The sequence below is a fragment of the Aeromicrobium sp. genome (assembly GCF_050700635.1).
GTDB lineage: Bacteria > Actinomycetota > Actinomycetes > Propionibacteriales > Nocardioidaceae > Aeromicrobium.
The window spans coordinates 1-24109 of record NZ_JBOHDT010000110.1 but is presented as its reverse complement, the minus strand read 5'-3'; the positions used below and the strand labels follow the sequence as shown (position 1 = coordinate 24109).

At 68.6% G+C, this 24109-nt stretch carries 23 protein-coding genes; 12 read left to right on the top strand and 11 right to left on the bottom strand.

Features of this window, described 5'->3' with window-relative positions; translation table 11 throughout:
* Positions 1-921 (bottom strand): NAD-dependent epimerase/dehydratase family protein, encoded by a 921-nt coding sequence (locus ACRDPN_RS08910; protein WP_431447088.1) that lies wholly within the window; start codon positions 919-921, stop codon positions 1-3.
* Positions 914-1546: a TetR family transcriptional regulator gene (locus ACRDPN_RS08905; protein WP_431447087.1), complete on the bottom strand. Its 633-nt coding sequence runs from the start codon at positions 1544-1546 to the stop codon at positions 914-916. The genes ACRDPN_RS08910 and ACRDPN_RS08905 overlap by 8 nt, the downstream gene beginning before the upstream one ends.
* A gap of 149 nt (positions 1547-1695) precedes the next feature.
* On the opposite strand from ACRDPN_RS08905, the gene ACRDPN_RS08900 reads away from it, so the two are divergent.
* From ACRDPN_RS08900 to ACRDPN_RS08870, 7 genes are read left to right on the top strand one after another with little or no spacing between them, the layout of a single operon-like run.
* Positions 1696-2787, top strand: a complete 1092-nt coding sequence (locus tag ACRDPN_RS08900) for a ferredoxin reductase (RefSeq protein ID WP_431447085.1) — start codon at positions 1696-1698, stop codon at positions 2785-2787.
* Positions 2788-2807: 20 nt separating this feature from the next.
* On the top strand, positions 2808-4103 hold the full coding sequence (locus ACRDPN_RS08895; protein WP_431447084.1) for a fatty acid desaturase family protein: 1296 nt from the start codon (positions 2808-2810) through the stop codon (positions 4101-4103).
* 48 nt (positions 4104-4151) lie between these two features.
* A complete protein-coding gene (locus tag ACRDPN_RS08890) occupies positions 4152-4394 on the top strand; it encodes a hypothetical protein (RefSeq protein WP_431447083.1) in 243 nt (80 codons plus the stop codon).
* A gap of 15 nt (positions 4395-4409) precedes the next feature.
* Complete coding sequence (locus tag ACRDPN_RS08885; protein ID WP_431447082.1) at positions 4410-5660, top strand: NAD(P)/FAD-dependent oxidoreductase; 1251 nt, start codon at positions 4410-4412, stop codon at positions 5658-5660.
* The gene (locus tag ACRDPN_RS08880; protein WP_431447081.1) at positions 5657-6403 is read left to right on the top strand and encodes a DUF1365 domain-containing protein; all 747 of its coding nucleotides are present in this window, start codon (positions 5657-5659) and stop codon (positions 6401-6403) included. Before ACRDPN_RS08885 ends, ACRDPN_RS08880 begins: the two co-directional genes overlap by 4 nt.
* Positions 6400-7644 carry a class I SAM-dependent methyltransferase gene (locus ACRDPN_RS08875; RefSeq protein WP_431447080.1) on the top strand — a complete coding sequence of 415 codons (1245 nt, stop codon included), beginning with the start codon at positions 6400-6402 and terminating at the stop codon, positions 7642-7644. The genes ACRDPN_RS08880 and ACRDPN_RS08875 overlap by 4 nt, the downstream gene beginning before the upstream one ends.
* A gap of 7 nt (positions 7645-7651) precedes the next feature.
* Complete coding sequence (locus tag ACRDPN_RS08870; RefSeq protein WP_431447079.1) at positions 7652-7930, top strand: WhiB family transcriptional regulator; 279 nt, start codon at positions 7652-7654, stop codon at positions 7928-7930.
* Between the two features lie 153 nt (positions 7931-8083).
* Here the strand turns inward: ACRDPN_RS08870 and ACRDPN_RS08865 are convergent, their stop codons facing one another.
* Both ACRDPN_RS08865 and ACRDPN_RS08860 read right to left on the bottom strand, forming a co-directional pair.
* Positions 8084-10999 (bottom strand): bifunctional [glutamine synthetase] adenylyltransferase/[glutamine synthetase]-adenylyl-L-tyrosine phosphorylase, encoded by a 2916-nt coding sequence (locus ACRDPN_RS08865; RefSeq protein WP_431447078.1) that lies wholly within the window; start codon positions 10997-10999, stop codon positions 8084-8086.
* Between the two features lie 20 nt (positions 11000-11019).
* Positions 11020-12357, bottom strand: a complete 1338-nt coding sequence (locus tag ACRDPN_RS08860; protein WP_431447076.1) for a glutamine synthetase family protein — start codon at positions 12355-12357, stop codon at positions 11020-11022.
* Positions 12358-12413: 56 nt separating this feature from the next.
* On the opposite strand from ACRDPN_RS08860, the gene ACRDPN_RS08855 reads away from it, so the two are divergent.
* Both ACRDPN_RS08855 and panB read left to right on the top strand, forming a co-directional pair.
* Entirely contained in the window at positions 12414-14168 is a 1755-nt protein-coding gene (locus tag ACRDPN_RS08855) for an NAD+ synthase (protein WP_431447075.1), read from the top strand.
* A gap of 86 nt (positions 14169-14254) precedes the next feature.
* Positions 14255-15112: a 3-methyl-2-oxobutanoate hydroxymethyltransferase gene (gene panB, locus ACRDPN_RS08850; RefSeq protein WP_431447074.1), complete on the top strand. Its 858-nt coding sequence runs from the start codon at positions 14255-14257 to the stop codon at positions 15110-15112.
* A gap of 4 nt (positions 15113-15116) precedes the next feature.
* Here panB and ACRDPN_RS08845 read toward each other — a convergent pair whose 3' ends face one another.
* Both ACRDPN_RS08845 and ACRDPN_RS08840 read right to left on the bottom strand, forming a co-directional pair.
* Positions 15117-15380, bottom strand: coding sequence for a hypothetical protein (locus ACRDPN_RS08845; protein WP_431447073.1), 264 nt, complete (start codon positions 15378-15380; stop codon positions 15117-15119).
* Complete coding sequence (locus ACRDPN_RS08840; RefSeq protein ID WP_431447072.1) at positions 15377-15583, bottom strand: hypothetical protein; 207 nt, start codon at positions 15581-15583, stop codon at positions 15377-15379. Before ACRDPN_RS08840 ends, ACRDPN_RS08845 begins: the two co-directional genes overlap by 4 nt.
* A gap of 52 nt (positions 15584-15635) precedes the next feature.
* Here ACRDPN_RS08840 and map point away from each other — a divergent pair, with 52 nt between their 5' ends.
* Together map and ACRDPN_RS08830 are read left to right on the top strand one after the other, a co-directional pair.
* A complete protein-coding gene (gene map / locus ACRDPN_RS08835) occupies positions 15636-16478 on the top strand; it encodes a type I methionyl aminopeptidase (RefSeq protein ID WP_431447071.1) in 843 nt (280 codons plus the stop codon).
* A 58-nt stretch (positions 16479-16536) separates the two neighbouring features.
* Positions 16537-17907, top strand: a complete 1371-nt coding sequence (locus ACRDPN_RS08830) for an NAD(P)-binding protein (RefSeq protein ID WP_431447070.1) — start codon at positions 16537-16539, stop codon at positions 17905-17907.
* Here the strand turns inward: ACRDPN_RS08830 and ACRDPN_RS08825 are convergent.
* Genes ACRDPN_RS08825 through ACRDPN_RS08810 form a run of 4 tightly spaced genes read right to left on the bottom strand, consistent with a single transcriptional unit; the run spans position 17900 to position 20439 of the window.
* Positions 17900-18334 carry a MaoC family dehydratase gene (locus ACRDPN_RS08825; protein WP_431447097.1) on the bottom strand — a complete coding sequence of 145 codons (435 nt, stop codon included), beginning with the start codon at positions 18332-18334 and terminating at the stop codon, positions 17900-17902. The two genes, ACRDPN_RS08830 and ACRDPN_RS08825, sit on opposite strands and share 8 nt — an antisense overlap.
* An 11-nt stretch (positions 18335-18345) precedes the next feature.
* Complete coding sequence (locus tag ACRDPN_RS08820; protein WP_431447069.1) at positions 18346-18543, bottom strand: hypothetical protein; 198 nt, start codon at positions 18541-18543, stop codon at positions 18346-18348.
* The gene (locus ACRDPN_RS08815; protein ID WP_431447068.1) at positions 18543-19115 is read right to left on the bottom strand and encodes an OsmC family protein; all 573 of its coding nucleotides are present in this window, start codon (positions 19113-19115) and stop codon (positions 18543-18545) included. Before ACRDPN_RS08815 ends, ACRDPN_RS08820 begins: the two co-directional genes overlap by 1 nt.
* 37 nt (positions 19116-19152) lie before the next feature.
* Positions 19153-20439 (bottom strand): NAD(P)/FAD-dependent oxidoreductase, encoded by a 1287-nt coding sequence (locus ACRDPN_RS08810; protein WP_431447067.1) that lies wholly within the window; start codon positions 20437-20439, stop codon positions 19153-19155.
* 76 nt (positions 20440-20515) lie between these two features.
* Between ACRDPN_RS08810 and ACRDPN_RS08805 the strand changes: the two genes are divergently transcribed.
* Positions 20516-23437 (top strand): helix-turn-helix transcriptional regulator, encoded by a 2922-nt coding sequence (locus tag ACRDPN_RS08805; protein ID WP_431447066.1) that lies wholly within the window; start codon positions 20516-20518, stop codon positions 23435-23437.
* 28 nt (positions 23438-23465) lie between these two features.
* On the opposite strand, the gene ACRDPN_RS08800 is transcribed toward ACRDPN_RS08805, so the two are convergent.
* The gene (locus ACRDPN_RS08800) at positions 23466-23975 is read right to left on the bottom strand and encodes a universal stress protein (RefSeq protein WP_431447065.1); all 510 of its coding nucleotides are present in this window, start codon (positions 23973-23975) and stop codon (positions 23466-23468) included.
* Positions 23976-24109: the final 134 nt, after the last annotated feature.

The following is a 24109-nucleotide window of genomic DNA, read 5'->3' as shown; positions in this document are numbered from 1 at the left end:
TTAGCCGGCGGCAGTGCGGCGGCAGACCTCGTCCCAGGGTGTGGGCTGGAGGCCGAAGTGAGCGCGTGATGCGGTGTCGTCGAGGACGTACGGCCGTGTCCACTGGTACGACATCTCGCGGACCTCGCGGACGAGCGGCACCACGAGCGCGGCGATCGCCAGTGCCGGGCCGGGGGCCGCCGAGACCTTGGGCTCAGGAAAGCCGCCGGCGCGGGCGACGTCGCTGAGCGCCTGACGCTGGGTGCGCGGGGCATTCGTGGGTGCGTGCCAGATGCGTCCGTGTGCCGACTCGTCCTCGGCGGCCGCCACCAGCGCACGTGCCATGTCGCCGACGTCGGTCCAGGAATGTGGCTGGTCGGCCGAGCCGATCACCCAAGCTCGCTTTCCGGCCTTCAGCGCCGCGAGGTGCCGGGTGACGTGGCCGTTCTCGCCCACGCCGGGGCCGACATAGTCGGCGCCACGCACCTCCACGACCCGAACCCTCCCGGCCCTGTGGGCGGCGAGCGCGTCGGCCCACATGTCAGCCCGGAGCCTGGCCTTCTTGTCGGTCGCGACATCAGGGTGGGACTCGGTCATCGGCTCGTCGAGCGGACCGTAGGGGTAGAGGTTGCCGGTGATGACGTACGTGGCGCCGCTCAGCTCAGCGGCGGCGAGCATGGCCGACGCGAGCGGCGGCCACTCCTTCATCCACTTCGTGTAGTCGCGCGGGTTCGCGCAGTTGTAGAGGACGGCCGCACCGGTGGCCACCTCGGTGAGCCCGTCGGCGTCGGTCGCGTCGGCGGCGACGTGTTCCACCCCGGCGACCCCGGTGTCGGTGCCGGACCGCGACACAAGTGCGACGTCAGAGCCTCGCTCGGCCAGGAGCGCCGCGACGTGCCGGCCGACCGGGCCCGCACCGACGATGACGTGACGATCAGGCATCAGACCTCCAGGCCTTGAATCCGAGGACGACCATACGCATCTCGCGCCGTGCCTTGCGCTTGATCTCTTCCTCGAGGTCGGGGCGCCCGACGGGTGTTTCGACGACCTGCTCGGCCCGATAGACCATGTTGCGCACAAAGAGACCGGAGACCATCTTCACGTCCTCGCCGCTCCACCGCGCGAGCTGCGGGATGCGGGCCAGAAACAGGGCGAGCTCGCTGATGAACAGCTCCAGCTCGTGCTGGATCGCGGCGCGGACCGTTGCCGACCCACCGAGGCGCTCGCGGGCCACGAAGGCGAAGTGCTCGCGGTTCGCCTTGACGGCTGCGACGAGGACGTCGGCCGACGCGTCGATGAGGTTGTCGACGATGTCCGGGTTGCGCTGCGCGTCGCGGATCATCCCCCGCAGCGTGGTGAAGGACTGTTCGACCAGCGCCAGGCCCACCTCGTCCATGGAGTCGAAGTGCCGGTAGAACGCCGTCGGCACCACCCCGGCGGCTCGGGTGACCTGGCGCAGGCTCAGCTGCGCGAACCCGTGGTCGTGGCTCAGCCCGAGCGCAGCGGCGAGGATCGCCTCACGCGTGCGCTCCTTCTGAGCTTGCCGCGAGGGCACGGTTTCGGACATCGGCCCAGTGTAGTGGGGGTTTCGGTGAACATGTGTGTTCCGCGTGGCTGGGGTCACGCGGGCTAGCGGTTGCACATAGGCGTGCGGTCGTGTCAGTATTTGAGTGTACAAACGTTCACTGAAATTACCGGGCAGTAGAGGAGGCCGACATGGGCATCATCCGCCGCACCCTGGGTTCCCGGACCATCGGCTCGCTCACGTCGCCTCACACCATCGATCACTTCCTCGAGCAGATCCACCCGATGCTCACCGTCGACGAGGTGCGCGCCCGCGTCGTGAAGGTCGTCCACGAGACCGGCGACGCCAGCACCGTGGTTCTGCGCCCGAACGGTGCCTGGCGCGGGTTCGTGCCCGGCCAGCACGTGCAGTTCGGCATCGAGGTCGACGGCAAGCGGCGCGTCCGCGTGTTCTCGGTCTCCAGCTCGCAGGCGAACCGCGACGGCACGTTCAGCGTCTCGGTCAAGGCCCACCCGGACGGGTACGTGTCGCAATTCCTGCACAGTGGGTTGGCCCCACGCACGATCGTCCACCTGTCGCAGGCCGAGGGCGAGTTCGTGCTCCCGGACGTCGTGCCCGACCAGGTGCTGCTGCTCAGCGGCGGGTCAGGCATCACCCCGGTCATGTCGATGATCCGCACGCTCCGTGATCGCAAGCACCAGGGCGAGATCACGTTCCTCCACTACGCCCGCTCGCGCGCCGACGAGATGTTCGCCGACGAGCTCGACCGCCTCGCCGACGACCTGCCCGGCGCCCGCGTCGTCCGCATCTACACTCGTGAGCCCGAGAAGGACGCCGCCCTCGCCGGCCGCTTCCACGTGGACCACCTCAAGCACCTCGGCGTCGACGCGTCCGACACGCTCACCTACGTGTGCGGCCCGGCCGGACTCATCGCGTCCGTCCGCGACACCTACGACGACCTCGGCGCCGGCGACCAACTGCGCGCGGAGTACTTCAAGGTGCCGACGGTCGACTTCAATGCGGCCGACGCCACCGGCACGCTGACCTTCGACGCCAGCGGCCGGACGGCCGACAACTCCGGAGCCACGATCCTCGAGCAGGCGGAGGCCGCCGGACTCGAGCCCGCCTTCGGCTGCCGCATGGGCGTCTGCAACACCTGCGCCATCAAGAAGCTCCATGGTGCGGCCCGCCACGTCGTCACCAGCGAGGTCCAGGCCGACACCGACCAGACCCTCAAGATCTGCGTTCACGTCCCCGTCGGGGACGTCAGCGTCGCCCTCTAGCCACCACAGGAGAGATACGCATGTCACGCAAGCGCACGTACGCTCCGATCGAGCCGCTGAGCGCCAGCAACCACAACGAGGCGCCGAAGCCGCTCACGTCGGACGATCCCGACCACACGTCGAACATCGGCCTCGAGTACATGACGCGCGAGGACCTCGACAAGTTCGGCCGCGATCTCGACGGCATCCGCCAGCGCGTGCTCGACGACCTGGGCCAGAAGGACGCCGACTACATTCGCCGCGTCATCCGGGTGCAGCGTGCGTTCGAGGTGCTCGGACGCGTCGGCCTGTTCATGCCGTTCTACCTGCCCGCGTTCTTCGCCGGCCTCGTGCTGCTCGCCCTGGCCAAGATCATCGAGAACATGGAGATCGGCCACAACATCATGCATGGCCAATACGACTGGATGAACGACCCGGTGATCAACGGCAAGAGCTACGAATGGGACATCGTAGCCCCCTCCCAGGACTGGAAGGAGGGCCACAACTTCATCCACCACACGTATACGAACATCCACGGCATGGACCGCGACATCGGCTACAACCTGCTGCGCATCGACACCGGCCAGCCCTGGTACGCCACCCACCGCTTCAACCTGCCGATGGCGTTCGTCCTGATGCTCATCTTCGAGTGGGGCGTGATGTACCACGGCGTCGAGCTCGACGAGTACCTCTCCGGTCGCATGTCGAAGGAAGAGTTCCGGGCTCGCCGGTCGCGGGCGTTCAAGAAGATCCGCCGCCAGGTCACCAAGGACTACGTGGCCTACCCGCTGCTCGCGCTGCCGCTCGTGCCGTTCGTCGGCTGGTGGGCGCCGCTCGCCGTGCTCGGTGCCAACCTCGTGGCGAACATCATCCGCAACATCTGGACGTTCATCGTCATCTTCTGCGGCCACTTCCCCGCCGAGGTGCAGACGTTCGAGGAGAAGGACGCGCTCGGTGAGTCGCGCGGCCAGTGGTACGTGCGCCAGCTGCTCGGCTCGGCCAACATCTCCGGGTCCCGCCTGTTCCACGTCATGACCGGCAACCTGAGCCACCAGATCGAGCACCACCTGTTCCCCGACATCCCGGCCCGCCGCTACCCCGTGATCGCCCCGGAGGTCCGGGCCCTCATCGAGAAGAACGGGCTGCAGTACAACACCGGCCGACTGGGACGTCAGATATTCAGCGTCGCCCGTCAGCTCGCCGTCTTCGGACGCAAGCCCAGCGACCCGTACCTCATCGGCAACAGCCCGGAGTCGAAGGCCCTGCGCCGCGCCAAGCGCGAGGAAGAGGCCGCCCGCCGTGCTGAGGCCGATGAGACTGCAAGAATGGCGGCGTAACCCAGCCCCAGACTGATCAGATCAGCCTGTGACCGAGGAGCGACGTCCATGGCCCTGACCCGCCGCGAGATCGCCAAGGACGTCGTACAGCAGGGAGCTGAAGCCGCGTTCGCGACGGCGGGCCACGTCACGGCGATCTTCTTCGATGCGGCCCGGCGCATCACGACCGAGCTCGGAGCGTTCGGCACGGAGATCTTCGAGATCGCCGAGGCCAGCCGCAAGGCGAACGACGACGACACACATCACACCCCAAGATCGACCGGCACAGCGACCCATCCCGGCGACGGCTGAGCGCGAATTACCCACATGAGCTCGTCTGTCGCCGTGGTCGGGTCGGGCGTCTCCGGCCTCTCGGCCGCCTATGTCCTGGGTCGATCGCGAGACGTCACGCTCTTCGAGGCGGACGACCGGTTCGGCGGCCATGCCCACACCCACCAGGTCGACGGGCACGCGGTCGACACCGGCTTCATCGTGCACAACGACCAGACGTATCCCCTGCTGCGGCGCCTGTTCGCCGAGCTCGACGTCGACGTCCATCCCACCGAGATGAGTATGAGCATCCACTGCGACGGGTGCGGCCTCGAGTACGCCGGGGGTCGCGGGGCTACCGGCATCTTCGCCCAGCGGCGCCGCGTCGCGGACCCTCGCTTCCTGCGCATGCTGATGTCGATCAAGAGGTACCAGCGGCTCGCGCTCGCACTCCTCGACCGAGACGAATCGGCCGACGAGCCGCAGACCTACGGCGACTTCCTGCGTGTGCACGGCTTCTCCGACCACTTCGTCGCCCACTACGCCATCCCGGTCGTCTCCTGCGTGTGGTCGTCCGGGCACGAGACGGCGCTCGCCTATCCCGCGCGCTACCTCTTCACTTTCCTCAAGCACCACGGATTCCTGTCCATCAAGGGCTCACCGCAATGGTTCACGGTGCGCGGCGGATCACTGGCCTACGTGCAGAAGGTCACCGAGGCGATTGGTGACGTCCGTTCCTCGACCCCCATCCGCGCCGTCTCCCGCAAGCCCGACGGCGTGGAGCTCCTCGACGCCCATGGCACCGTGCACCGGGCCGACGCCGTGGTCATCGCCACGCACGCCGACGACGCGCTCGCCCTGCTCACCGACCCCACGGACGACGAGCGGCGGATCCTCGGAGCGTTCGAGTACTCCCGCAACGAGACGGTGCTGCACCGCGACCGCACCCTGCTGCCGGACGCCGAGCCGGCCCGGTCCTCCTGGAACTACCGGATGGACGACTGCAACACCCGTCTCGACCACACGGCCGTCACCTACTGGATGAATCGCCTGCAGGGCATCGAGAGCGACCCGCCGTTCGTCGTGACGCTGAACTCCGCCGACCGCGTCGATCCCGACACCGTCGTCGCCGCCATGCAGTACTCGCATCCGACCTACACCGCGGACTCTGTGGCCGCCCAGCGTGAGCTACCGTCGCTCTCGACCGGGCGCACCGCGTTCGCCGGCTCGTACCACGGATGGGGATTCCACGAGGACGGCTGCCGTTCCGGCGTGGAGGCCGCATCGGCTCTGGGAGTCGACTGGTGACCTCCCCGAGCCTGCCGACGCTTCCGGCCCTGGTCACGGGCCGGGTGAGTCACGCGCGCCGCACGCCGCTGACACACCGGTTCCGCTATCGCGTCTACCAGTGGCTCGTCGACCTCGACCAGCTGCCGCGACTCCCCCGCTGGCTGCGGCCGTTCTCCACGTTCAGCGCCGGCGACCACATCGGCGATCCTGCGTTGAACCTCCGCACCAACATCGAGCGCTTCTGCGCTTCCGAGGGCGTCGACGTCACCGACCACCGCCTCCTGATGCTGGCCAACGCGCGCGTGCTCGGGTACACGTTCGACCCGCTGAGCGTCTTCTGGGCGATCGCACCCAACGGCTCCCTGTCCTGCATCGTCGCGGAGGTGCACAACACGTACGGGGAGCGTCACGCCTATCTGCTGCGGACCGACGACGACGGCCGTGACCAGGTGGACAAGGCCTTCTACGTGTCGCCGTTCTTCACGGTCGACGGGCGATATGACCTGCAGTTCCGGCTCACACCCGATGTCGTGTCGTCGACGGTCGTGCTCAAGCAGGAGGGCGAAGCCGTCTTCAGCGCGACGTTCCGGGGCGAGCCGAAGCCGGCGACGCCGGCCCGTCTGGCCCGACTTCTCGTGACGATGCCGTTCATGACCCATCGAACCAGCCTTCTGATCCGAATCCATGGTGTGTGGCTCTGGCTGCGCCGCCTGCCGGTCGTCCCCCGCCCGGCACACCGAACTCAGGAGGAAGTCCGATGAGCGAAGCCGTTCAAGCCCGATGGCCCGGTGTCGCCCACACGCCTCGCACTCCGCTGAAGGCTCGGGTGGCCAAGATGATCCTGAAGCCGGCCGCGCAGCAGGTTCCGGTCCGGCTCACGTTCCCGAACGGCACCGTCTGGGGCGCTGGCGGCCCGCACGCCCCCGAGATGGCGATCAAGCGTCCGCAGGCGTTCTTCGCGCGGATCGGCCAGGACACCAAGATCGGTTTCGGCGAGGCCTACATGGCCGGCGACTGGACCACCGGGCCGGGCACCGACCTCGCACACCTGCTCACCCCGTTCGCCGACCGGCTGGCCAACCTCGTGCCCAAGCCGTTGCAGAAGCTCCGCGGGCTCGTCGACGACCGCCTCCCCCACCACGAGCGCAACTCGATCGAGGGCTCGCGCTCCAACATCGAGCGCCACTACGACCTCTCCAACGACCTCTTCGCCGAGTTCCTCGACCCGTCGATGACGTACTCGTCGGCATGGTTCGGGTCGGAGACCGAGTCACTGCAGGCCGCACAGGAACGCAAGATGGACGGCATCCTCGACCAGGCGGGAGTCGGCGAAGGCACCCGGATGCTCGAGATCGGCAGCGGCTGGGGTGCGCTCGCGGTCCGGGCCGCACAACGTGGCGCCCACGTCACGACCATCACCATCTCCCAGGAGCAGGCCGCACTCGCTCGGGAGCGGTTCGCGGCAGCAGGCCCCGAGGTGGAGTCCCGAATCGACCTTCACCTGGTCGACTACCGCGAGATCAAGGGCACGTACGACGCCATCGTCAGCGTCGAGATGATCGAGGCGGTCGGCGAGGAGTACTGGCCGGTCTACTTCAACACCATCGACCAGCACCTCGCGCCCGGCGGCAAGGTCTCCATCCAGGCCATCACCATGGCCGACCACCGCTACCGCGCCACCCGCAACTCTTACGGCTGGATCCAGAAGTACATCTTCCCGGGCGGCCTGCTCCCGTCGCCCGAGGCGATCGACCGCACGCTGGCGCGTCACACCACGCTCGCCGTCACCGATCGGCGCCCGCTCGGACGTCACTACGCCCGCACGTTGCGCCTGTGGCGCGACCGTTTCGACGAGAACTGGACGAGGGTCAACGCCCAGGGCTTCGACGAGACGTTCCGTCGCATGTGGGAGTTCTACCTCGCCTACTGCGAGGCCGGTTTCGACACCGGGTACCTCGACGTCGTCCAGCTGCAGATGCAGCGGCCGGCCGAAGCCGGGTGACCCGCTGATGGCGGCCATATCCCGTCTCCCGATACCAATTCAGGAGTCGTACGAGTGGCAGTACCTCAGCGCCTGCCGCGATACCGACCCGGAGACGTTCTTCTCCCCCGAGGCCGAGCGTGGCCCCCGACGTCGAGAACGCGAGGCCGCGGCCAAGTCGCTCTGCGGGATCTGTCCTGTCGTGTCTGAGTGCCTCCGCCATGCGCTCGACGTGCGCGAGCCCTACGGCGTCTGGGGCGGCCTCAACGCCACCGAGCGCGAACACCTCCTCCGCGCCACCGGGTAGGCAAACCGGTGGTTGAGTAGGCCGAGGAACGACGCCGTATCGAAACCACTCCCTGCGCAAGCTTGTCTGCTCACGAGGTCTCGGTACGCCGGGCGCCTTCGGCGCACCCACTCGACCCGGCCCACCGTTCGCTCGCGGAGCTCGCTCAGGCGGTCACGCCCAGAAGACCCGCTCGACCACGCGTCGCGCGTGCCGGGTGGTGCGCAGGTACTCGTCGACCATGCGCTCGCTCTGGTCGATGCCGTACCCGAGCAGGTGGGCCACCCCGGCCCGTTCGGAGGCCTGCTCGACCATCGACTCGGCCGGCTTGCCCCGCATGAGCACGATCGCGTTGCGGATGCGGCTCACCATCCTCCAGGCCGACTCGAGCAGCGCGGCGTCGTCGGCCGTCAGGAGGTCCGCGTCGGCGGCACCGCGAAGGGCCTCCAGCGTGCGAGTCGTGCGGAGACCGGCCACCTCGTGGGCGTGGCGCATCTGGAGCAGCTGCACAGTCCACTCGACGTCGGCCAAGCCCCCACGCCCGAGCTTCAGGTGCGTGTTCGGATTCGCGTTCCGCGGCAGTCGTTCGGCGTCGACTCGGGCCTTGATGCGACGGATCTCGCGGATCTCGTCCTCGCTGATGCCGCCCTCGGGCCAGCGCAGCGGGTCGATCAGCTCGGTGAATCGGGCACACAGGTCGGAATCGCCCACGACGGGGCGGGCGCGCAGCAACGCCTGCGCCTCCCAGACAGCCGAGTACTTCTCGTAATAGGAGCGGTAGGCGCCGAAGGATCGCACGAGCGGTCCGTTGCGACCGTCCGGCCGCAGGTCCGCGTCGACCTCCAGCGGCGGATCGTCCGACGGCGCCGAGAGCATGTTTCTCAACCCGGTGGCCACAGCGGTGGCGGCCTTGGCCGCGTCGTCCTCGTTCGCGCCATCGACCGGCTCGTGCACGAACATCACGTCGGCGTCGGAGCCGTACCCGGACTCGCGACCGCCGACCCGACCCATCAGCACGATCGCCATTCTCGTCTGGAGCTCGCCGCGCTCGGCTTCGACCGCAGCTGTCGAGGCCACGAGTGCACTGGACAGGGTGGCCGTGGTGATGTCGGACAGGGCCGCGCCCACATCGACGATGTCGATCCGCCGGAGCACATCGGCGATCCCCACCCGAGAGAGCTCCCGCCGACGAACGCGGCGCACCGCCCGGATGGCATCCAGGGGTTTGCGGTGACGGCGGGCGGCGAGCTCCATCTCCGAGTCCAGCCGCGCAGCGTCACGAGGCACGAGCTCGGCGTCGTCACCCAGCAGCGCCACCGAGTCCGGAGCCCGCAGGATGAGGTCGGTGACGTACCGGCTCGACCCCACGATCTGGGACAGCTGCTCGGCGCCCTCCCCCTCGTCACGGAGCTTGCGCAGGTACCAGTGCGTGTCACCGAGCCCCTCGGAGATCTTGCGGAACGCGAGCAGGCCCGCATCCGGATCGGGAGACTGCGCGAACCACTCGAGCATCGCCGGCAGCAGCGACCGCTGGATCGACGCACGACGCGAGACTCCCGACGTGAGTGCCTGGATGTTCGCGAGCGCACTGCGCGGGTCGGCGAACCCGAGGGCGTTGAGCCGCTGCTCGGCCGCCTCGGACGTCAGTCGCAGGCGATCGGTGGGTATCGACGCCACGGCCTCCAGCAACGGTTGGTAGAAGAGCTTCTCGTGCAGACGCCGCACGACCCGCTTCTGCGCCTGCCACTCCTTCTCCAGGCTCTCGGCCGGATTGTGGCGAAAGCCCATGCTGCGGCCGATCCGTCGTAGGTCCTCAGGATCCTCCGGGACCATGTGCGTGCGGCGAAGGCGATGGAGCTGGATACGGTGCTCGATGGTCCGCAGGAACTCGTACGCGTCCTCCATCGCGGCGCCGTCGCGACGTCCGACGTAGCCGCCGTCGATCAGGGCCTGAAGCGCCGCCAAGGTGGTCGGGCTGCGCAGGGTCTCGTCACCGCGACCATGCACGAGCTGAAGCAGCTGCACCGCGAACTCGACGTCACGGAGGCCCCCGGCGCCGAGCTTGAGCTCGCGGTCGCGGCGCCGGGACGGGATGTTCTCGATGACGCGTCGCCGCATCGACCGCACGTCGGGCACGAAGTTGTCGCGCGTACTGACCGACCACACCATCGGCGAGACGGCTTCGAGATAGGCCTCGGCGAGCTGTTGGTCGCCGGCGGCGAATCGCGCCTTGAGCAGCGCCTGGAACTCCCACGTCGATGCCCAGCGGTCGTAATACGCCACGTGGCTCGACACCGAACGCACGAGCGGGCCGTCGCGCCCCTCCGGACGCAGGTTCGCATCGACCTCCCAGATCACGCCCTCGGCCGTGTGCGCGCTGCACAGCCGCATGGTCGCCGCCGCCAGCCGGGTCGCCGCGTCCACCGCCGTCTGCTCGTCGGCGCCCTCGACCGGCTCATGGACGAAGATGACGTCGACGTCGCTCAGGTAGTTGAGCTCGCGCCCGCCGGTCTTGCCCATCGCGATGATCGCCAGCCGGCAGGTGTCGGCGTTGGGCTCGTCCGCCTGGGCGATGCGCAGGGCTGCCCCGAGCGTCGCGACGGCGAGGTCGGCCAGCTCCGCCGACGACTGCTCGAACGAGGTCAGTGCGGTGAGGTCGCGAGCAGCGACCCCCAGCAGCATCCGGCGATAGGTAACGCGCAGCTCGTCCGCCGTGCTCGCCGTCTCCATGGTCTTGCGCATCTCGTCGAGCGGAACCGGTGACCGCGAGAGCGTGTCGCCCGCAAGATCGTCGACGACCTCGGGATGGCGGGCGACAAACGCGCCGAGCGCCTCGCTGGTCCCCAGCACGACGAACAGGCGTTGACGCAGGTCGTCGTCTTTGTCGACCGCCTTGAGCAGCTTCTTCGCGTCCCACGACTCGGCAATGGCGGCCAGCGAGGAGAGGGCGGTGTCGGGACCGGCCACTCCGGCGATCTGCTCGACGATCTCGTCGGAGATTCCCGGGAGGCGCTGCAGGTCGGCGGCAGCGCTCTCGCCATTGCGGAAACCCCGCCTCGCGAGGGCCAGGTCGAGCGTCTCGGAAGCCACCCCTGCAGGCTAGTGGTGCGTCAGAGCACCGGCATCAGGCGATCGATCTCGAACTGCGTGACCTGAGAGCGGTAGCCGTTCCACTCGGCCCGCTTGTTGCGGAGGAAGAACTCGAAGACGTGCTCACCGAGGGTCTCGGCGACGAGGTCGCTGTCCTCCATCGTGCGGATGGCCTCGTCGAGGTTGCGCGGCAGCGGCGCAAGACCCATGGCCCGCCGCTCGTTCTCGCTGAGCGACCACACGTTGTCCTCGGCCTCGGGAGGGAGATCGTACTTCTCGGCGACACCTTTGAGCCCGGCTGCCAGCACGAGCGCGTAGGCAAGGTAGGGATTGGCCCCGGAGTCGATGCCGCGGTGCTCGATCCGCGCGGACGCACTCTTCTTCGGCTTGTACATCGGCACCCGGATGAGGGCGGAGCGGTTGTTGTGCCCCCAGCACACGTAGTTGGGGGCCTCTCCGCCGCCGGCCAGCCGTTTGTAGGAGTTGACCCACTGGTTGGTGATCGCCGTGATCTCCGGCGTGTGGTGCAGGATGCCGGCGATGAACGCACGCCCGGTCTGCGACAGCTGGTACTCGGCGCCGGCCTCGTAGAACGCATTCTCGTCGCCCTCGAACAGGGAGACGTGCGTGTGCATGCCTGAACCGGGGTGGTCGGTGAACGCCTTCGGCATGAAGGACGCCCACTTGTCCTGGCTGAGCGCGACCTCTCGCACCACGGTGCGGAACGTCATGATGTTGTCGGCCGTCGACAGCGCGTCGGCGTAGCGGAGGTCGATCTCCTGCTGGCCGGGCCCCGCCTCGTGGTGGCTGAACTCCACCGAGATGCCCATGTTCTCGAGCATCGTGATGACCTCGCGACGGAAGTCCTGGCCGCCGCCCTGCGCGGTGTGGTCGAAGTAACCGCTGTCGTCGACCGGGACCGGACGACCGCCGGCGTCGGGCTTGCCCTTGAAGACGTAGAACTCGATCTCTGGATGCGTGTAGAAGGCGAAGCCTGCGTCGGCGGCCCGCTGCAGCGACCGCTTGAGCACGTACCGGGGATCGGCGAACGAGGGTGTGCCGTCGGGCATGAGGATGTCGCAAAACATGCGAGCCGTGGACGGCGTCTCGCCGCGCCACGGCAGGATCTGGAAGGTCGACGGATCGGGCTTGGCGAGCATGTCGGACTCGTGGACGCGCGCGAAACCCTCGATGGACGATCCGTCGAAGCCGATGCCCTCGCTGAACGCGCCCTCCAACTCGGCCGGCGCGATGGCCACCGACTTCAGCGAGCCGAGCACGTCGGTGAACCACAACCGGACGAAGCGCACGTCGCGCTCCTCGAGCGCACGAAGGACGAAGTCTTCCTGCTTACCCATGGCGTCAGTCTCGCACGGCGAACGTTACGTGCGTGTTACCCGGATACGCTGGAAACGTGCCCCAGTTGCGCCTTGCCCTCGCCCAGGTGAACGCCCGTGTGGGCGACCTCGACGGCAATGCCGATCTCGTCCTCGCCTCGTGCCGTGACGCGGCGGCCCGCGGCGCTCACCTGGTCGTGGCACCGGAGATGGTGCTCACCGGCTACCCGATCGAGGACATGGCCTACCGGGCGTCGTTCATCGCGGCGTCGCAGCGCACGGTGTCAGACCTCGCCAGGCGCCTGGACGCCGAAGGACTCGGCGACCTGGTCGTCGTCGTAGGACACCTCGATCGGGCCAAGAGCATCCCCGACAAGCTCGGCACACCCAAGAACGCGCCCACCAACTCGGCATCCGTCATCACCGCCGGCCATGTGGTCACGCGCTACGACAAGCACCACCTGCCCAACTACGGCGTCTTCGACGAGTTCCGCCACTTCGTGCCCGGTAACGAGACCCAGGTGGTCCAGATCGGCGGCATCGACGTCGCGATCGCGATCTGCGAGGACATCTGGCAGGACGGACCGTCGGCCGCCGCCGAGGCTGCCGAGGCCGGCCTGCTCGTGGTGCTCAACGGATCGCCCTACGAATCGGCGAAGGACGACGTGCGACTCGACCTTTGCGCCAGACGAGCCCGCGACGGCGCGTGCGCACTGGCATACGTCAACCTCGTGGGCGGGCAGGACGAGCTCGTCTTCGACGGCGACTCGCTGGTCGTCGACTCCGCGGGTGAGCTCGTGGCCCGCGCCGCCCAGTTCGAGCCCGAGCTGCTCGTCGTCGACCTCGAGCTTCCGGCCGCAACCGCACCGATGCCCGAACCGGACACGCGCTTCCAGGGGCTGCGGGTCGAGCGAACCGTGATCTCGGCCGAACCGTTCGACCCGAACACGCCACTCGAACCGGTGGCCATAGCCGAACGCTGGGACGACCTCGGCGAGCGCTACCAGGCGATCGTCGTCGGACTGCGCGACTACGTCGAGAAGAACGGGTTCTCGACCGTCCTGATGGGACTCTCCGGCGGCATCGACTCCACGTTGGTCGGCGCGATCGCCGTCGACGCCCTCGGACCCGAGCGAGTGTTCGGGGTCTCCAACCCGAGCGAGTGGTCGAGCGAGCACTCCCGGTCCGATGCCGCCGAGCTCGCGCGTAGCACCGGCCTGAAGCTCGACACGATCCCGATCGCACCGATCTTCGACGAGTATCAGAAGGCGCTGGAGCTCGACGGACTCGCCGAGGAGAACCTGCAGGCCCGCGTCCGCGCCGTCATCTGGATGGGGCTCTCGAACCAGCACGGCCACCTCGTCCTGGCGTGTGGCAACAAGTCCGAGCTGGCCACCGGGTACTCCACGATCTACGGCGACGCGGTCGGCGCCTACGCCCCGATCAAGGACGTCCCCAAGACGTTGGTGTGGGAGCTCGCGCGCTGGCGCAATGCCTGGGCCGAGCAACAGGGCGAGACGCCGCCCATCCCCGAGGACACCATCACCAAGCCGCCGTCCGCCGAGCTGCGGCCGGGTCAGCTCGACACCGACTCGCTCCCCCCGTACGAGCTCCTCGACGCCGTGCTCGACGCCTATGTGAATCGGGACCTCGGGTCCGCCGACGTCATCGCCGAGGGCTTCGACGCAGACCTGGTCGAGCGGGTCATCACGCTGGTCGACAGGGCCGAGTACAAGCGGCGGCAGTACCCGCCCGGACCCAAGATCTCCCGGCGCAACTTCGGCCGCGACCGCCGCGTGCCCATCACCAACCTCTGGCGCGAGAACCTGTAACCAGCCTCACAGCGCAACCGACCAGATGTCTGTCAGGCTGGATGTGTCCGTGGACCCCGAACGGGGCTGCGAGATTGGAGAAGCACATGAGCACGCCCGAAGAAGCCGCACCGTACGGCTCCGGCCCCACCACCTCACCCGATGTCAAGAAGGTGCGAACGCACCACCTTCAGCAGTGGAAGCGTGACGGCGAGAAGTGGCCGATGATCACCGCCTACGACCAGTACGCGGCCCAGGTATTCGACGAGGCCGGCATCCCGGTGATCTTGGTCGGCGACTCGGCGTCCAACAACGTCTACGGCAACGAGACGTCGCTGCCCGTCACGGTCGACGAGCTCATCCCACTCGTCCGCGCCGTCACCCGGTCGGCGCACCGTGCACTCGTCGTGGCCGACCTGCCGTTCGGCTCCTACCAGAGATCGCCGCAACAGGCGTTCGACACCTCGGTGCGGTTCATGAAGGAGGCCAACGCTCACGCGGTCAAGCTCGAGGGCGGACTCGCGATGGTGCCGCAGGTCAAGCTCCTGACCGATGCCGGCGTGCCGGTCATGGCCCACATCGGGTTCACCCCTCAGTCCGAGCACAACCTCGGCGGCTACCGGGTGCAGGGCCGCGGTGAGGCCGCCCAGAAGCTCGTCGACGAGGCCCTCGCTCTCGAGGAGGCGGGAGCGTTCTCCGTGGTCATGGAGATGGTGCCGTCACCGGCCGCGGCCGAGGTGACGAAGACGCTGAACATCCCCACCATCGGCATCGGCGCCGGACCCGACTGCGACGCCCAGGTGCTCGTCTGGCAGGACATGATGGGCCTTCGCACCGGCAAGGCGCCGCGATTCGTCAAGCGCTACGCCGACCTGCACGGCATCATGCTCGACGCCGCCCGCACGTATGCCGACGAGGTCGCCAACGGCACCTTCCCGGGCCCGGAACACGGCTTCGACAGCTGAATCCTTATGCCCGCCAGTCGAACACGGCGACACCGAGAGAGTTGACCGCGACCCAGGCGACGAAGGCGAGCCCCGGAATCCAGGTGCACCAGGCCGGCTTCGTTCGAGCCCACGACATGAGGAGCGGCACGAACGCGGCGAGCACGGCCAGGTGGAGCAGCACGCCCCACCACGGCGCGTAGAGCACGGTCGAGATCACCAACCACAGCATCACGAAGAGGCCGGTGACCCCGATCCACGGACCCGACCGTTCGAGCTTCAGGTTCACCGCATGCGGGGGCCGGACCCCGGTCCGTCGTCGTTCCAGTTGGGATCGTTGTCCCACTCCTCGTTGCGCTCCTTGACCTTCTCGAGGGCGCGCTCCGCGTCGGCCTCGGTCGGGTACGGCCCGAGCCGATCCGATGGATGGCAGCCGTCGGGGCCTTCGACCGCATGGTGCTTGGTGCAGAAGTAGAACTTTCCTTCGCTCATGCCCTCATCCTGCCCCAGGGACCGATGGGGTGCGTCTCGATAAGATCGGCGGATGTCCGTCCTGACCCCTGACACGCCCCATCGCACCGTTCCCGACCACATCGACGAGCCCGAGTACGTCGGCCAGCCCGCTCCCCTGCCGTACCGCGGACCGATGGTGCGCTCCGACGAGACCATCGCCGCCATGCGGGTTGCCGGCCGTATCGCCGCCCAGGCGCTCGACGCCGTCGAAGCGGCCATCGCCCCCGGTGTCACCACCGACGAGCTCGACCGGGTCGGGCACGAGTTCCTCGTCGCGCACGACGCGTATCCGTCGACGCTCGGCTATCGCGGCTACCCCAAGTCGTTGTGCAGCAGCGTCAACGAGGTCATCTGCCATGGCATCCCGGACGACCGTCCGCTCGAGGACGGCGACATCGTCAACATCGACATCACCGCCTACGTCGACGGCGTGCACGGCGACACGAGCAGAATGTACCTGGTGGGTGACGTCGACGAGGAGTCGCTCCTGCTCGTCGAGCGGACGCGCGAAGCGATGATGCGCGCGATTCGCGCGGTCAGGCCCGGACGCCAGATCAACGTCATCGGCCGGGTCATCGAGTCGTACGCACGACGATTCGGTTATGGCGTCGTGCGCGACTTCACAGGCCACGGCGTCGGCCCGGCGTTCCACGACGGACTCGTGATCCCGCACGTCGATGACCCCGATGCCGACACCGTCATCGAGACGGGCATGACCTTCACGATCGAACCGATGCTCACGCTCGGCACGATCGAGTGGGACCTGTGGGACGACGGCTGGACCGCCACCACGCAAGACGGCTCGCGAACCGCCCAGTACGAGCACACGCTGCTCGTCACCACCGCTGGTGCGGAAATCCTCACGCTGCCATAGCAGGCCTGCACCTCTGCGACTCGTTGACCCGGCCCCGCCGTCGTGCTTCGCTCGACCAGTGACGCGTACTGTCCAAGCCGACTATCTCGTGGTGGGGGCCGGTGCGACCGGCATGGCATTCGCGGATGCGCTGATCGACCACGCCGACGTTCACGTGGCCCTGGTCGACCGTCGCCACGGTGTCGGCGGGCACTGGCTCGAGGCATATCCCTTTGTCCGCCTGCACCAGGCCTCTGCCTTCTACGGTGTCGCGTCGACGCTGCTCGGCGGCGGCCGCGTGCAGCAGCGCGGACCTGAGGCGGGACTTCAGGAGCGGGCGACCCAGCACGAGATCTGCGCCTACTACGGTCACATGATGGCCGACCGGATGCTGGAGTCTGGCCAGGTCGAGTTCTTCGCCGGCTGCGAGTACGTCGGGGACCGCACGATCGTCTCGCGCATCTCCGGAGAGCGGCTCGAAGTGCGGGAGGGGTGCCGGATCGTCGACGCCCACTACCTCGCCCCCGACATCCCGGCGGAGACGCCGCCGCCGTTCGCAGTCGCGGAGGACGCCAGGGTGATTCCGGTCAACGACCTCGCGCGACTTCGTGAGCCCCCGAGCCAGTACGTGATCGTGGGATCGGGCAAGACGGCGACCGACGCCTGTGTCTGGCTGCTGTCGCACGGCCTGGACCCCGTCTCGATCTGCTGGGTGCGGCCCCGCGACCCGTGGATGCTCAACCGGGCGGTGGTGCAGCCGGACCCGGCAGTCTTTCTCGGCATGGCCGCCGACACGATGCAGGCGGCTGCTGCAGCGTCATCGGTGGAGGACCTTTTCCTCCGCCTGGAGGACGCGGGCATCATGCTGCGCATCGATCGTGCGGTCGCACCGACGATGGCCAAGACGCCCACCCTGGCTGCATGGGAACTCGAACAGCTGCGCAGCATCGAGAATGTGGTCCGACTGGGGCACATCGAGCAGGTGGGCAGAGGGAAGCTCACCTTCGCAGAGGGGTCGGTCGCGATCGCCGACGACGCGGCCGTCGTGCACTGTGCGGCGGACGGCTTGAAGTACCCGCCGCTGGTGCCCGTCTGGCGGCCGGAGGCGATCACCCTGCAGCCGATCAGGGCCGGGTTCCCGTGCTTCGGGGCGGCACTGGTCGGCTACGTCGAGGCGACTCGCGAGGACGACGACGAGAAGAACCGGTTGTGCCCGCCGTCCTGCTACCCCAACTCGATGGCCGAGTGGGCGAGGATGAACGTCCTTGGCACCCGGGCCGCAATGTCGTTCGGGTCCGAACCCGACATCAAGGCCTGGGCAGACGGGGTCGCTCTCAACCCGGCGCGCATCCCACCCGAGCACCCCGGGTCCGCAGAGCTGGACGACGCGCTGTCTCGCATGCAGACCTATACGCCACCTGGGCTGGCCAGGCTTGCTGAGCTCAGCTGAGGACGCCGTCCGGGTCGCAGGCTGCAGCGACAGCAGGGTCACGCCATACCACAGCGGTTCCGTCCAACACGGTGGTGCCGTCCTGGTTGGTGATCGAGGTCGCGAGGGTCGTGACGGGCTTGTCGTCTCGAACCGCCGTGACGGTCGCCCGGGCAGTGATCTCGTCGCCGGGGCGGACCGGGGCAAGGAACCTCCACGCCACTTCGAGGAACACGCTTCCGGGGCCCGGAAGCTGCTCGGCAACAAGCGCGTTGAGCAGCCCCGAGGTGACGCCCCCCTGAACGACAATCCCCCCGAAGCGACTGTTTCGAGCCAGGGACTCGTCGAAGTGGATCGGATTGTGGTCACCAGTGATCTCGGTGAACAACTCGATGTCGCGACGCGTGACGGTGCGGGTTCGAGATGCGGAGTCGCCGAGACCGAGCACACCCAAGCCGGTCATCCTTCGACGACCTCCCTGGGCCGCCGTGCCATCCGCGACATGAGCGACGACACGTTCTCCCGGATCCGTGGGAGCTGTCGGCGGTGGACCGCCCTTCCCTCACGGATCGCGGTGAGGTCGGCATGGCGTTCGGCCGCGCGCCGGTTGAGCTCATGCTGGTCGGGAAAGAAGTTTCCGAACGGATCGAGGTACATCACGAGCCCCCCGGGTCTACCTCGACCGTGACCGACGTGCCGTGGGTGAGCACGTCGAAGACCGCCGAACGGCTCCGGGATTGCGCGACCAGAGCCGCGAGCTTCTCCTTCTCGGCGTCGCCGTCTACCGAGAACACCACCCGGATGTCGTTGAAGCCGTTGCGAACACCTTCGTCGATGCCGAGGAGGCCGCGCAGGTCGATGTCGCCCTCGACGTCGCAGCGCACTCCGCGCAGCTCGATGCCACGTGCGGCCGCGATGTTGCCGAGCCCGGCCATCAGGCACGAGCCCAGTGCGTTGAGGAGCAGCTCGGCGGGGGTGGGCCCGTTGTCGTCGCCGACCAGGACGGCCGGGTGGTCGGCCTGGATGACGGTCTCAGAGGCGTGAGTGTGCTCCTGGCCCGCGCCGTAGAACCCGGGGAAGCGGCCCTCGCTGTGGTTGCCGCTGACCCATTCGTTCACGGTGCGGAACTGGAACCTCGCCAGCTCCGGCTGCTCGGTGACCGCCCTGATCGTCGCGAACAGGGTGGCCGTGTCGACGCCGTTGAAGCGGCGCTCCGTTGTCATGGTCATGACTTTCTCCTTGTGTGTTGTGGGTTGGGTGTTGCGATCAGGCGACACCGACGTTCAGGTCCGGGTCGGTGCCGAAGAGTGACGGACGCTCGGCGAGCGCCTGCGCCTCGACGTCAAGGGCGCTGCTGAGGCGGGTCTGGAGCTCCAGGAACTCCGCTTTCGATGGGAACGCACCCAGGGCACGGGTCAGCGCGAAGACCTGCTGGATCGAGGAGTCTCTTTCCCTCTCGTAGACCGCCATCGCCGCACTCTCGGTCATGGTGTGGCGGAGGAAGGCGTCTGCGGCGTCGGCGAGCAGCTCGGCGTCGCGGAAGGCGTCGGTGATCCCGTGACCGGTGATCGGGTCGCGGTGGTAGCCCGCGTCACCGACCAGCGCCCAGCCCGGACCAGCCGGACGTCGGATGTGGTTGGGGAGTCCGGCATAGCCGCGGAGCGGGGCGGTGATCTCGCCACCCCGGATCCGGCGGGCCAGGCTCGGCACGGCTTCGTCCAAGGCGGCGAGCCAGGCCTCGCTCCGTCGCTCGCCGGCCCGGAACACCGGTTCGAAGTCGTCGACCGGCCGGATGAGCCAGACATTCGCCTCGCCGTGATGGGTCGGGAAGACGCCGGCGAACGCGCGATCGCTGATGTACAGCTCGAAGCCGTCCCAGGGCACGCCACCGACGTAGATGTACAGGCACGAGCCGGTGACGTCGTACTCCCGTACGACCTCGGCACCGACGTGCCGCGCCGTGGCCGAACGGATGCCGTCAGCCCCGATGACCAGGCGGGCCCGCAGCTCCCGCATGGTCCCGTCCGCGCCGCGTGCGGTGACCCCGGTGACCCGACCGTCGGGATCGTCCCTGAGGACCCCGGTCACGGTGGTGTCGGTGAGAAGCTCGGCGCCGGACGCCACGGCGCGGCGGGCGAGCAGGTCGTCGAGGACGTATCGCCGAGGCGCCAGCAGGAAGTCGACGCCGGCCCGATCCTTGACCGCTCGGCGGATGACGTCGCCGTCGTAGTGGAACGACACGGAGCGGATCTCGGGAGCGCCGGTCGCGACCACGTCGTCGAGCACGTCCCAGCGGTCGAGCTGGACCACGCCACCACGGACGATCGAGTGGGTCGAGACCGTGTCGCGCGAGGGGTGCGACCGGTCGACCATCACGACGTCGTGACCGGCCCGGGCCAACAGCATCGCGGTCGCAGCGCCTGCGCAACGGGCGCCGACCACCACCACATCGTGCTGGGTGCGGCGCGTCCCCCCGCTCGTGCGTCGCTGCCGCCGGACGGGTTGGTCGGCCGCATCCGAGCTCCTCGGAGAGGTATCGCGGTACGTTGCCATGGAAGGGGCTCCTAGTGATGCCGTTGGTTCGTGGGGCTTCAGCCTCCAAGGGCCTCGAGCAACGGTCATCGGTCATATGCCCGACAAGGCGGACGGCATTCAGGCGCCGGTGTCGGTGAGGCAGGCAGTCGTGGCCACGGAGTGCATCAACACCAACGCGATGCACGGCCGTGACGACCTGCTGCTCTTCGCCGAACAACGCCTGGCTGCCTCGCGCTCCGGCGCCGGCGGCCTACTCCTGCTGACCGGGGAGGCTGGGATCGGCAAAACCAGGCTGCTGCAGGCGATCCAGGAGACGGCTCGCGCCGAGGGCATTGTCTTGTGGAGCGCCGGCGCCTTCCCCCAGGATGTGGAGCTTTCGGCGGGCCTGCTGCTGGATCTCGGCCACGCCATGTCCCGGTCGGATCGGCCCGCCGTTGCCGACCGCGGCAAGGACCTGGTGGTGGATCTGGCCGATGTGACCTTCGTGCCCGGGTCCGGCGACGCACACCGACGTCGCCGGTTGTTCGTGCTGGACGCAGTTGAACGGCTGGCCGCACTCAGCGAGGACGGTCCGGCGCTCCTTGCCTTGGAGGACCTGCACTGGTGTGACGAGCTGAGCCTGGAGATCATCGCGCACTTGTCGCGCCGGCTCAGCTCCCTCCCACTCCTGGTGGTGGGAACCCTGCGCACCGACGAGCTTCACCAGGGCGCCCCTGCGAGGTCGTGGCGGGCCAGGCTGCTGATCCAGCGCCTCGCCGAGGAGGTTCGCCTGTCTCCCCTGGGTCTGGAGGACACCTCCCGGCTGGTGCACGAGCTTCTGCAGGGACGCCGCACGTCGCAAAGCCTGGTCGCGTTGGTGCACGAGCGGTCGGGCGGCGTGCCACTGCTCGTGGAGGAGCTGGTCAAGGCCGCAGCGCAGGAACGCCTGACAGCATCGACGTCGTACGTCCCCGAGACGTTCGCGCAGGCGGTTCGGCAGCGGTACAGCGCCCTGTCGGTCGCAGCCCGCGAGAGTGCCGTCGCCTCGGCAGTGGTGGGCCGCACCTTCGACCTCGACCTCCTCGCGGCAGCGGCCGGCTGCCCGATCGACGAGGCCGCTGAAAGCCTCGATGAGCTGGTGGACCGGCAGTTCGTCCACGAGGAGTCGCTGGGCTGGTTCAGCTTCCGCCATGCCCTGATCCGCGACGCCATCGCGGCCATCGCACCCACGGCCGGGCGCCGTGCCATGCATGCCCGGATCGCCGAGGTGGCCCGGCACCGGCCCGAGCTCGGCGGCGATGCGTACCGGTCGGCGCACCACGAGGCGGCCGGGCAGCGTGCGGAGGCATCCATGGCGGCCTCAGACGCGGCCGCACGGGCGAGCTCGCTCTCGGCCCACCGGGAGGCGCTCGACCTGCTGGACCGCGCTGTGCGCTGCCTACAAGCGGGCGACGACCAGCGTCGGGTGGACCTGCTCACCCGACGGGCGGTCGAGGCTGCCGCCACAGACAACAACGGGCAGGCGGCCGCGGACTTCGAGCTGGCCCGGTCGCTCCTCGTCAAGGATGGTGACCCGGTCGCCGCGGCCGGGCTGCTGCCCGGACTGGCCGCCGTGCGGCACCTGTTGGGCGACCCGCTGGAGAAGCGTATTGCCCTGCTGAACGACGGAATCCAGGAGATCGAGCCGTTCGAGGGCGAGGAGCAGCAGCGCGTGCGAGCGGCCCTGCTGGCAGGAAAGGCCGGCGCCTACCTCGTGGCCGACGACCTCGATCAGGCGACCCGGGCGACGGACCAGGCGCTCGCCGCAGCCGCGACGCAGGACGAGGAGACCCGCCTGAACACGACGATCTCGTTGGGCACGGCCCTGGTTTTCGGGGGCCGGATGGACGAGGGCTGGCAGCTGCTGGAGAAGACCACCCGACGGGCCAGGGAGCTCGGCCTGGAGGCTGAGACGGCCCGCGGCTACCGGATGATCGGGTCTTCGGCCTCGACGCTCGTCGAGTACCAGCGGGCGGACGAGTGGCTGGCCGAGGGGACCGAGTACGCGGCCCGGACCGAGCAGTGGAACCACTGCCAGTACATGTTGAGCCACCAGGCCCACGTCCGGTGGTGCCAGGGTCGCTGGGACGAGGCGTATCGGACCGCCCAGCAGCTGCTCTCGGAGAATGAGGGTGGCGTCACCACGCGCATCATCGCGCTGCACGTGGCGGGATTCGTGGCGTTCGGCCGTGGGCACTTCGAAGCCGCCGGCAACGCCCTCGACGAGGCGCGCGCCGCAGGAGAGGAGATGCGCGAGCTGCAACGATTCGCCCCCGCACTGTGGGGATTGGCCGAATGCGCCGTCCTGGGTGGCGACTTCGCCACTGCGGCGACACTGACCGACGCGGGGTACGACGCGTCGCACCAGTTCGTCGAGGCCGCGAACCTCTACCCGTTCCTGGTCACGGGGACGCGGGCCCGCTTGGCCTTGCGGGACGTCACCGGCGCCCAGGAGTGGGTCGACAAGGTCAGCGCCGACCTGCTCGTACGCGGGGTCCCGGGCACCCTGCCTGCGATCGACCACGCCGAGGGCCTCGTGCAGCTGGCCGCCGGTCGGACCGGTAAGGCGCGGGACCGGCTCACCGCCGCACACGAAGCCTGGATCAGGCGCACCCGATGGTGGGAGGCGCAGTGGTGCGCGCTCGACCTGGCACGGTGCGCCATCGCGTCGAACCGGCGTACCGAGGCGAGTGCTCTCGTGGAGGAGGTACGCCGCGTCGCCTCTGCCGTTTCGTCGACGCCGCTGGTCGACGCGGCGGACGAGATCGGCTCTCGACTCGACCGACACGACGTGGTCCAGCCCTGGTCGCCGTTGACACAGCGCGAGTTCGATGTGGCCCGCCTGGTGGCTCGCGGCCTCACGAACCGGGAAATCGCCGAAGAGCTGCGGATCACCACCCGCACGGCCGGATCGCACCTGGAGCACATCCGGGCCAAGCTCGGCGTGGGCCGGCGCTCGGAGATCGCTGCGTGGGCAACCGAAGTCGAAGCCCGTTGACGGATCCAGTTGTTATGCGGGAGCTTTCTCAGAACATCGGGGCCACGTAGGGCGGTTCGGACGCTCGACGCTTGCTCTTGGCGTGCTTGAGAGCCCGCTCCGCGTGGCGCGGGTCGGGCAGGATCACGACCGGGCAGGTGGCGTGGTGAATCGCTCGCATGCTCGTGGATCCGACGAGCGTGTCGTGCACGGCGCCGTGTCCATGGCTGCCGAGCACCAACAGTTCCGCGTCCAGGGCCGACGTGCACAAGCCCTCGCTGGGAACGCCGCGCACCAGGACCCGCTCCACCTCCGGGGGGTTGTCCGTGTCCGCGAGCACCCGAGCGATGACGTCGTCCTGAATCTCCTTCGCGTGGCTTTGCGCGGCCGCCGGGCTGCTGGCCGCTCCAATGGCCTCCAAACCGTCCCACGCCCACACACTGACCACACGCAGCTTGCAGTTGCGGCGGGTTGCCTCGTCCATGGCCCACTCCAGCGCCCGCTGGCCGGCTTCCGAGCCGTCGATTCCACATACGATGATGTTTTCGCGTCCATCCATGACGCACCTCCAGGGTCTCCCCCGTACCGTCAAGTCTGCTCCTGTGGAGATCGCGTGTCTACATGTCCCCACCCGCACATTGCGCCCTCCACGAGCGGATCGCGGGACGTCCGGTCAAGGTGGCGAATGAGCCG

Coding starts and splice junctions, on each gene's coding strand:
- ACRDPN_RS08910 (WP_431447088.1), bottom strand. CDS start 921: ATGCCTGATCGTCACGTCATCGTCGGTGCGGGCCCGGTCGGCCGGCAC.
- ACRDPN_RS08905 (WP_431447087.1), bottom strand. CDS start 1,546: ATGTCCGAAACCGTGCCCTCGCGGCAAGCTCAGAAGGAGCGCACGCGT.
- ACRDPN_RS08900 (WP_431447085.1), top strand. CDS start 1,696: ATGGGCATCATCCGCCGCACCCTGGGTTCCCGGACCATCGGCTCGCTC.
- ACRDPN_RS08895 (WP_431447084.1), top strand. CDS start 2,808: ATGTCACGCAAGCGCACGTACGCTCCGATCGAGCCGCTGAGCGCCAGC.
- ACRDPN_RS08890 (WP_431447083.1), top strand. CDS start 4,152: ATGGCCCTGACCCGCCGCGAGATCGCCAAGGACGTCGTACAGCAGGGA.
- ACRDPN_RS08885 (WP_431447082.1), top strand. CDS start 4,410: ATGAGCTCGTCTGTCGCCGTGGTCGGGTCGGGCGTCTCCGGCCTCTCG.
- ACRDPN_RS08875 (WP_431447080.1), top strand. CDS start 6,400: ATGAGCGAAGCCGTTCAAGCCCGATGGCCCGGTGTCGCCCACACGCCT.
- ACRDPN_RS08870 (WP_431447079.1), top strand. CDS start 7,652: ATGGCGGCCATATCCCGTCTCCCGATACCAATTCAGGAGTCGTACGAG.
- ACRDPN_RS08860 (WP_431447076.1), bottom strand. CDS start 12,357: ATGGGTAAGCAGGAAGACTTCGTCCTTCGTGCGCTCGAGGAGCGCGAC.
- panB (WP_431447074.1), top strand. CDS start 14,255: ATGAGCACGCCCGAAGAAGCCGCACCGTACGGCTCCGGCCCCACCACC.
- ACRDPN_RS08840 (WP_431447072.1), bottom strand. CDS start 15,583: ATGAGCGAAGGAAAGTTCTACTTCTGCACCAAGCACCATGCGGTCGAA.
- map (WP_431447071.1), top strand. CDS start 15,636: ATGTCCGTCCTGACCCCTGACACGCCCCATCGCACCGTTCCCGACCAC.
- ACRDPN_RS08820 (WP_431447069.1), bottom strand. CDS start 18,543: ATGTACCTCGATCCGTTCGGAAACTTCTTTCCCGACCAGCATGAGCTC.
- ACRDPN_RS08815 (WP_431447068.1), bottom strand. CDS start 19,115: ATGACCATGACAACGGAGCGCCGCTTCAACGGCGTCGACACGGCCACC.
- ACRDPN_RS08810 (WP_431447067.1), bottom strand. CDS start 20,439: ATGGCAACGTACCGCGATACCTCTCCGAGGAGCTCGGATGCGGCCGAC.
- ACRDPN_RS08805 (WP_431447066.1), top strand. CDS start 20,516: ATGCCCGACAAGGCGGACGGCATTCAGGCGCCGGTGTCGGTGAGGCAG.
- ACRDPN_RS08800 (WP_431447065.1), bottom strand. CDS start 23,975: ATGGATGGACGCGAAAACATCATCGTATGTGGAATCGACGGCTCGGAA.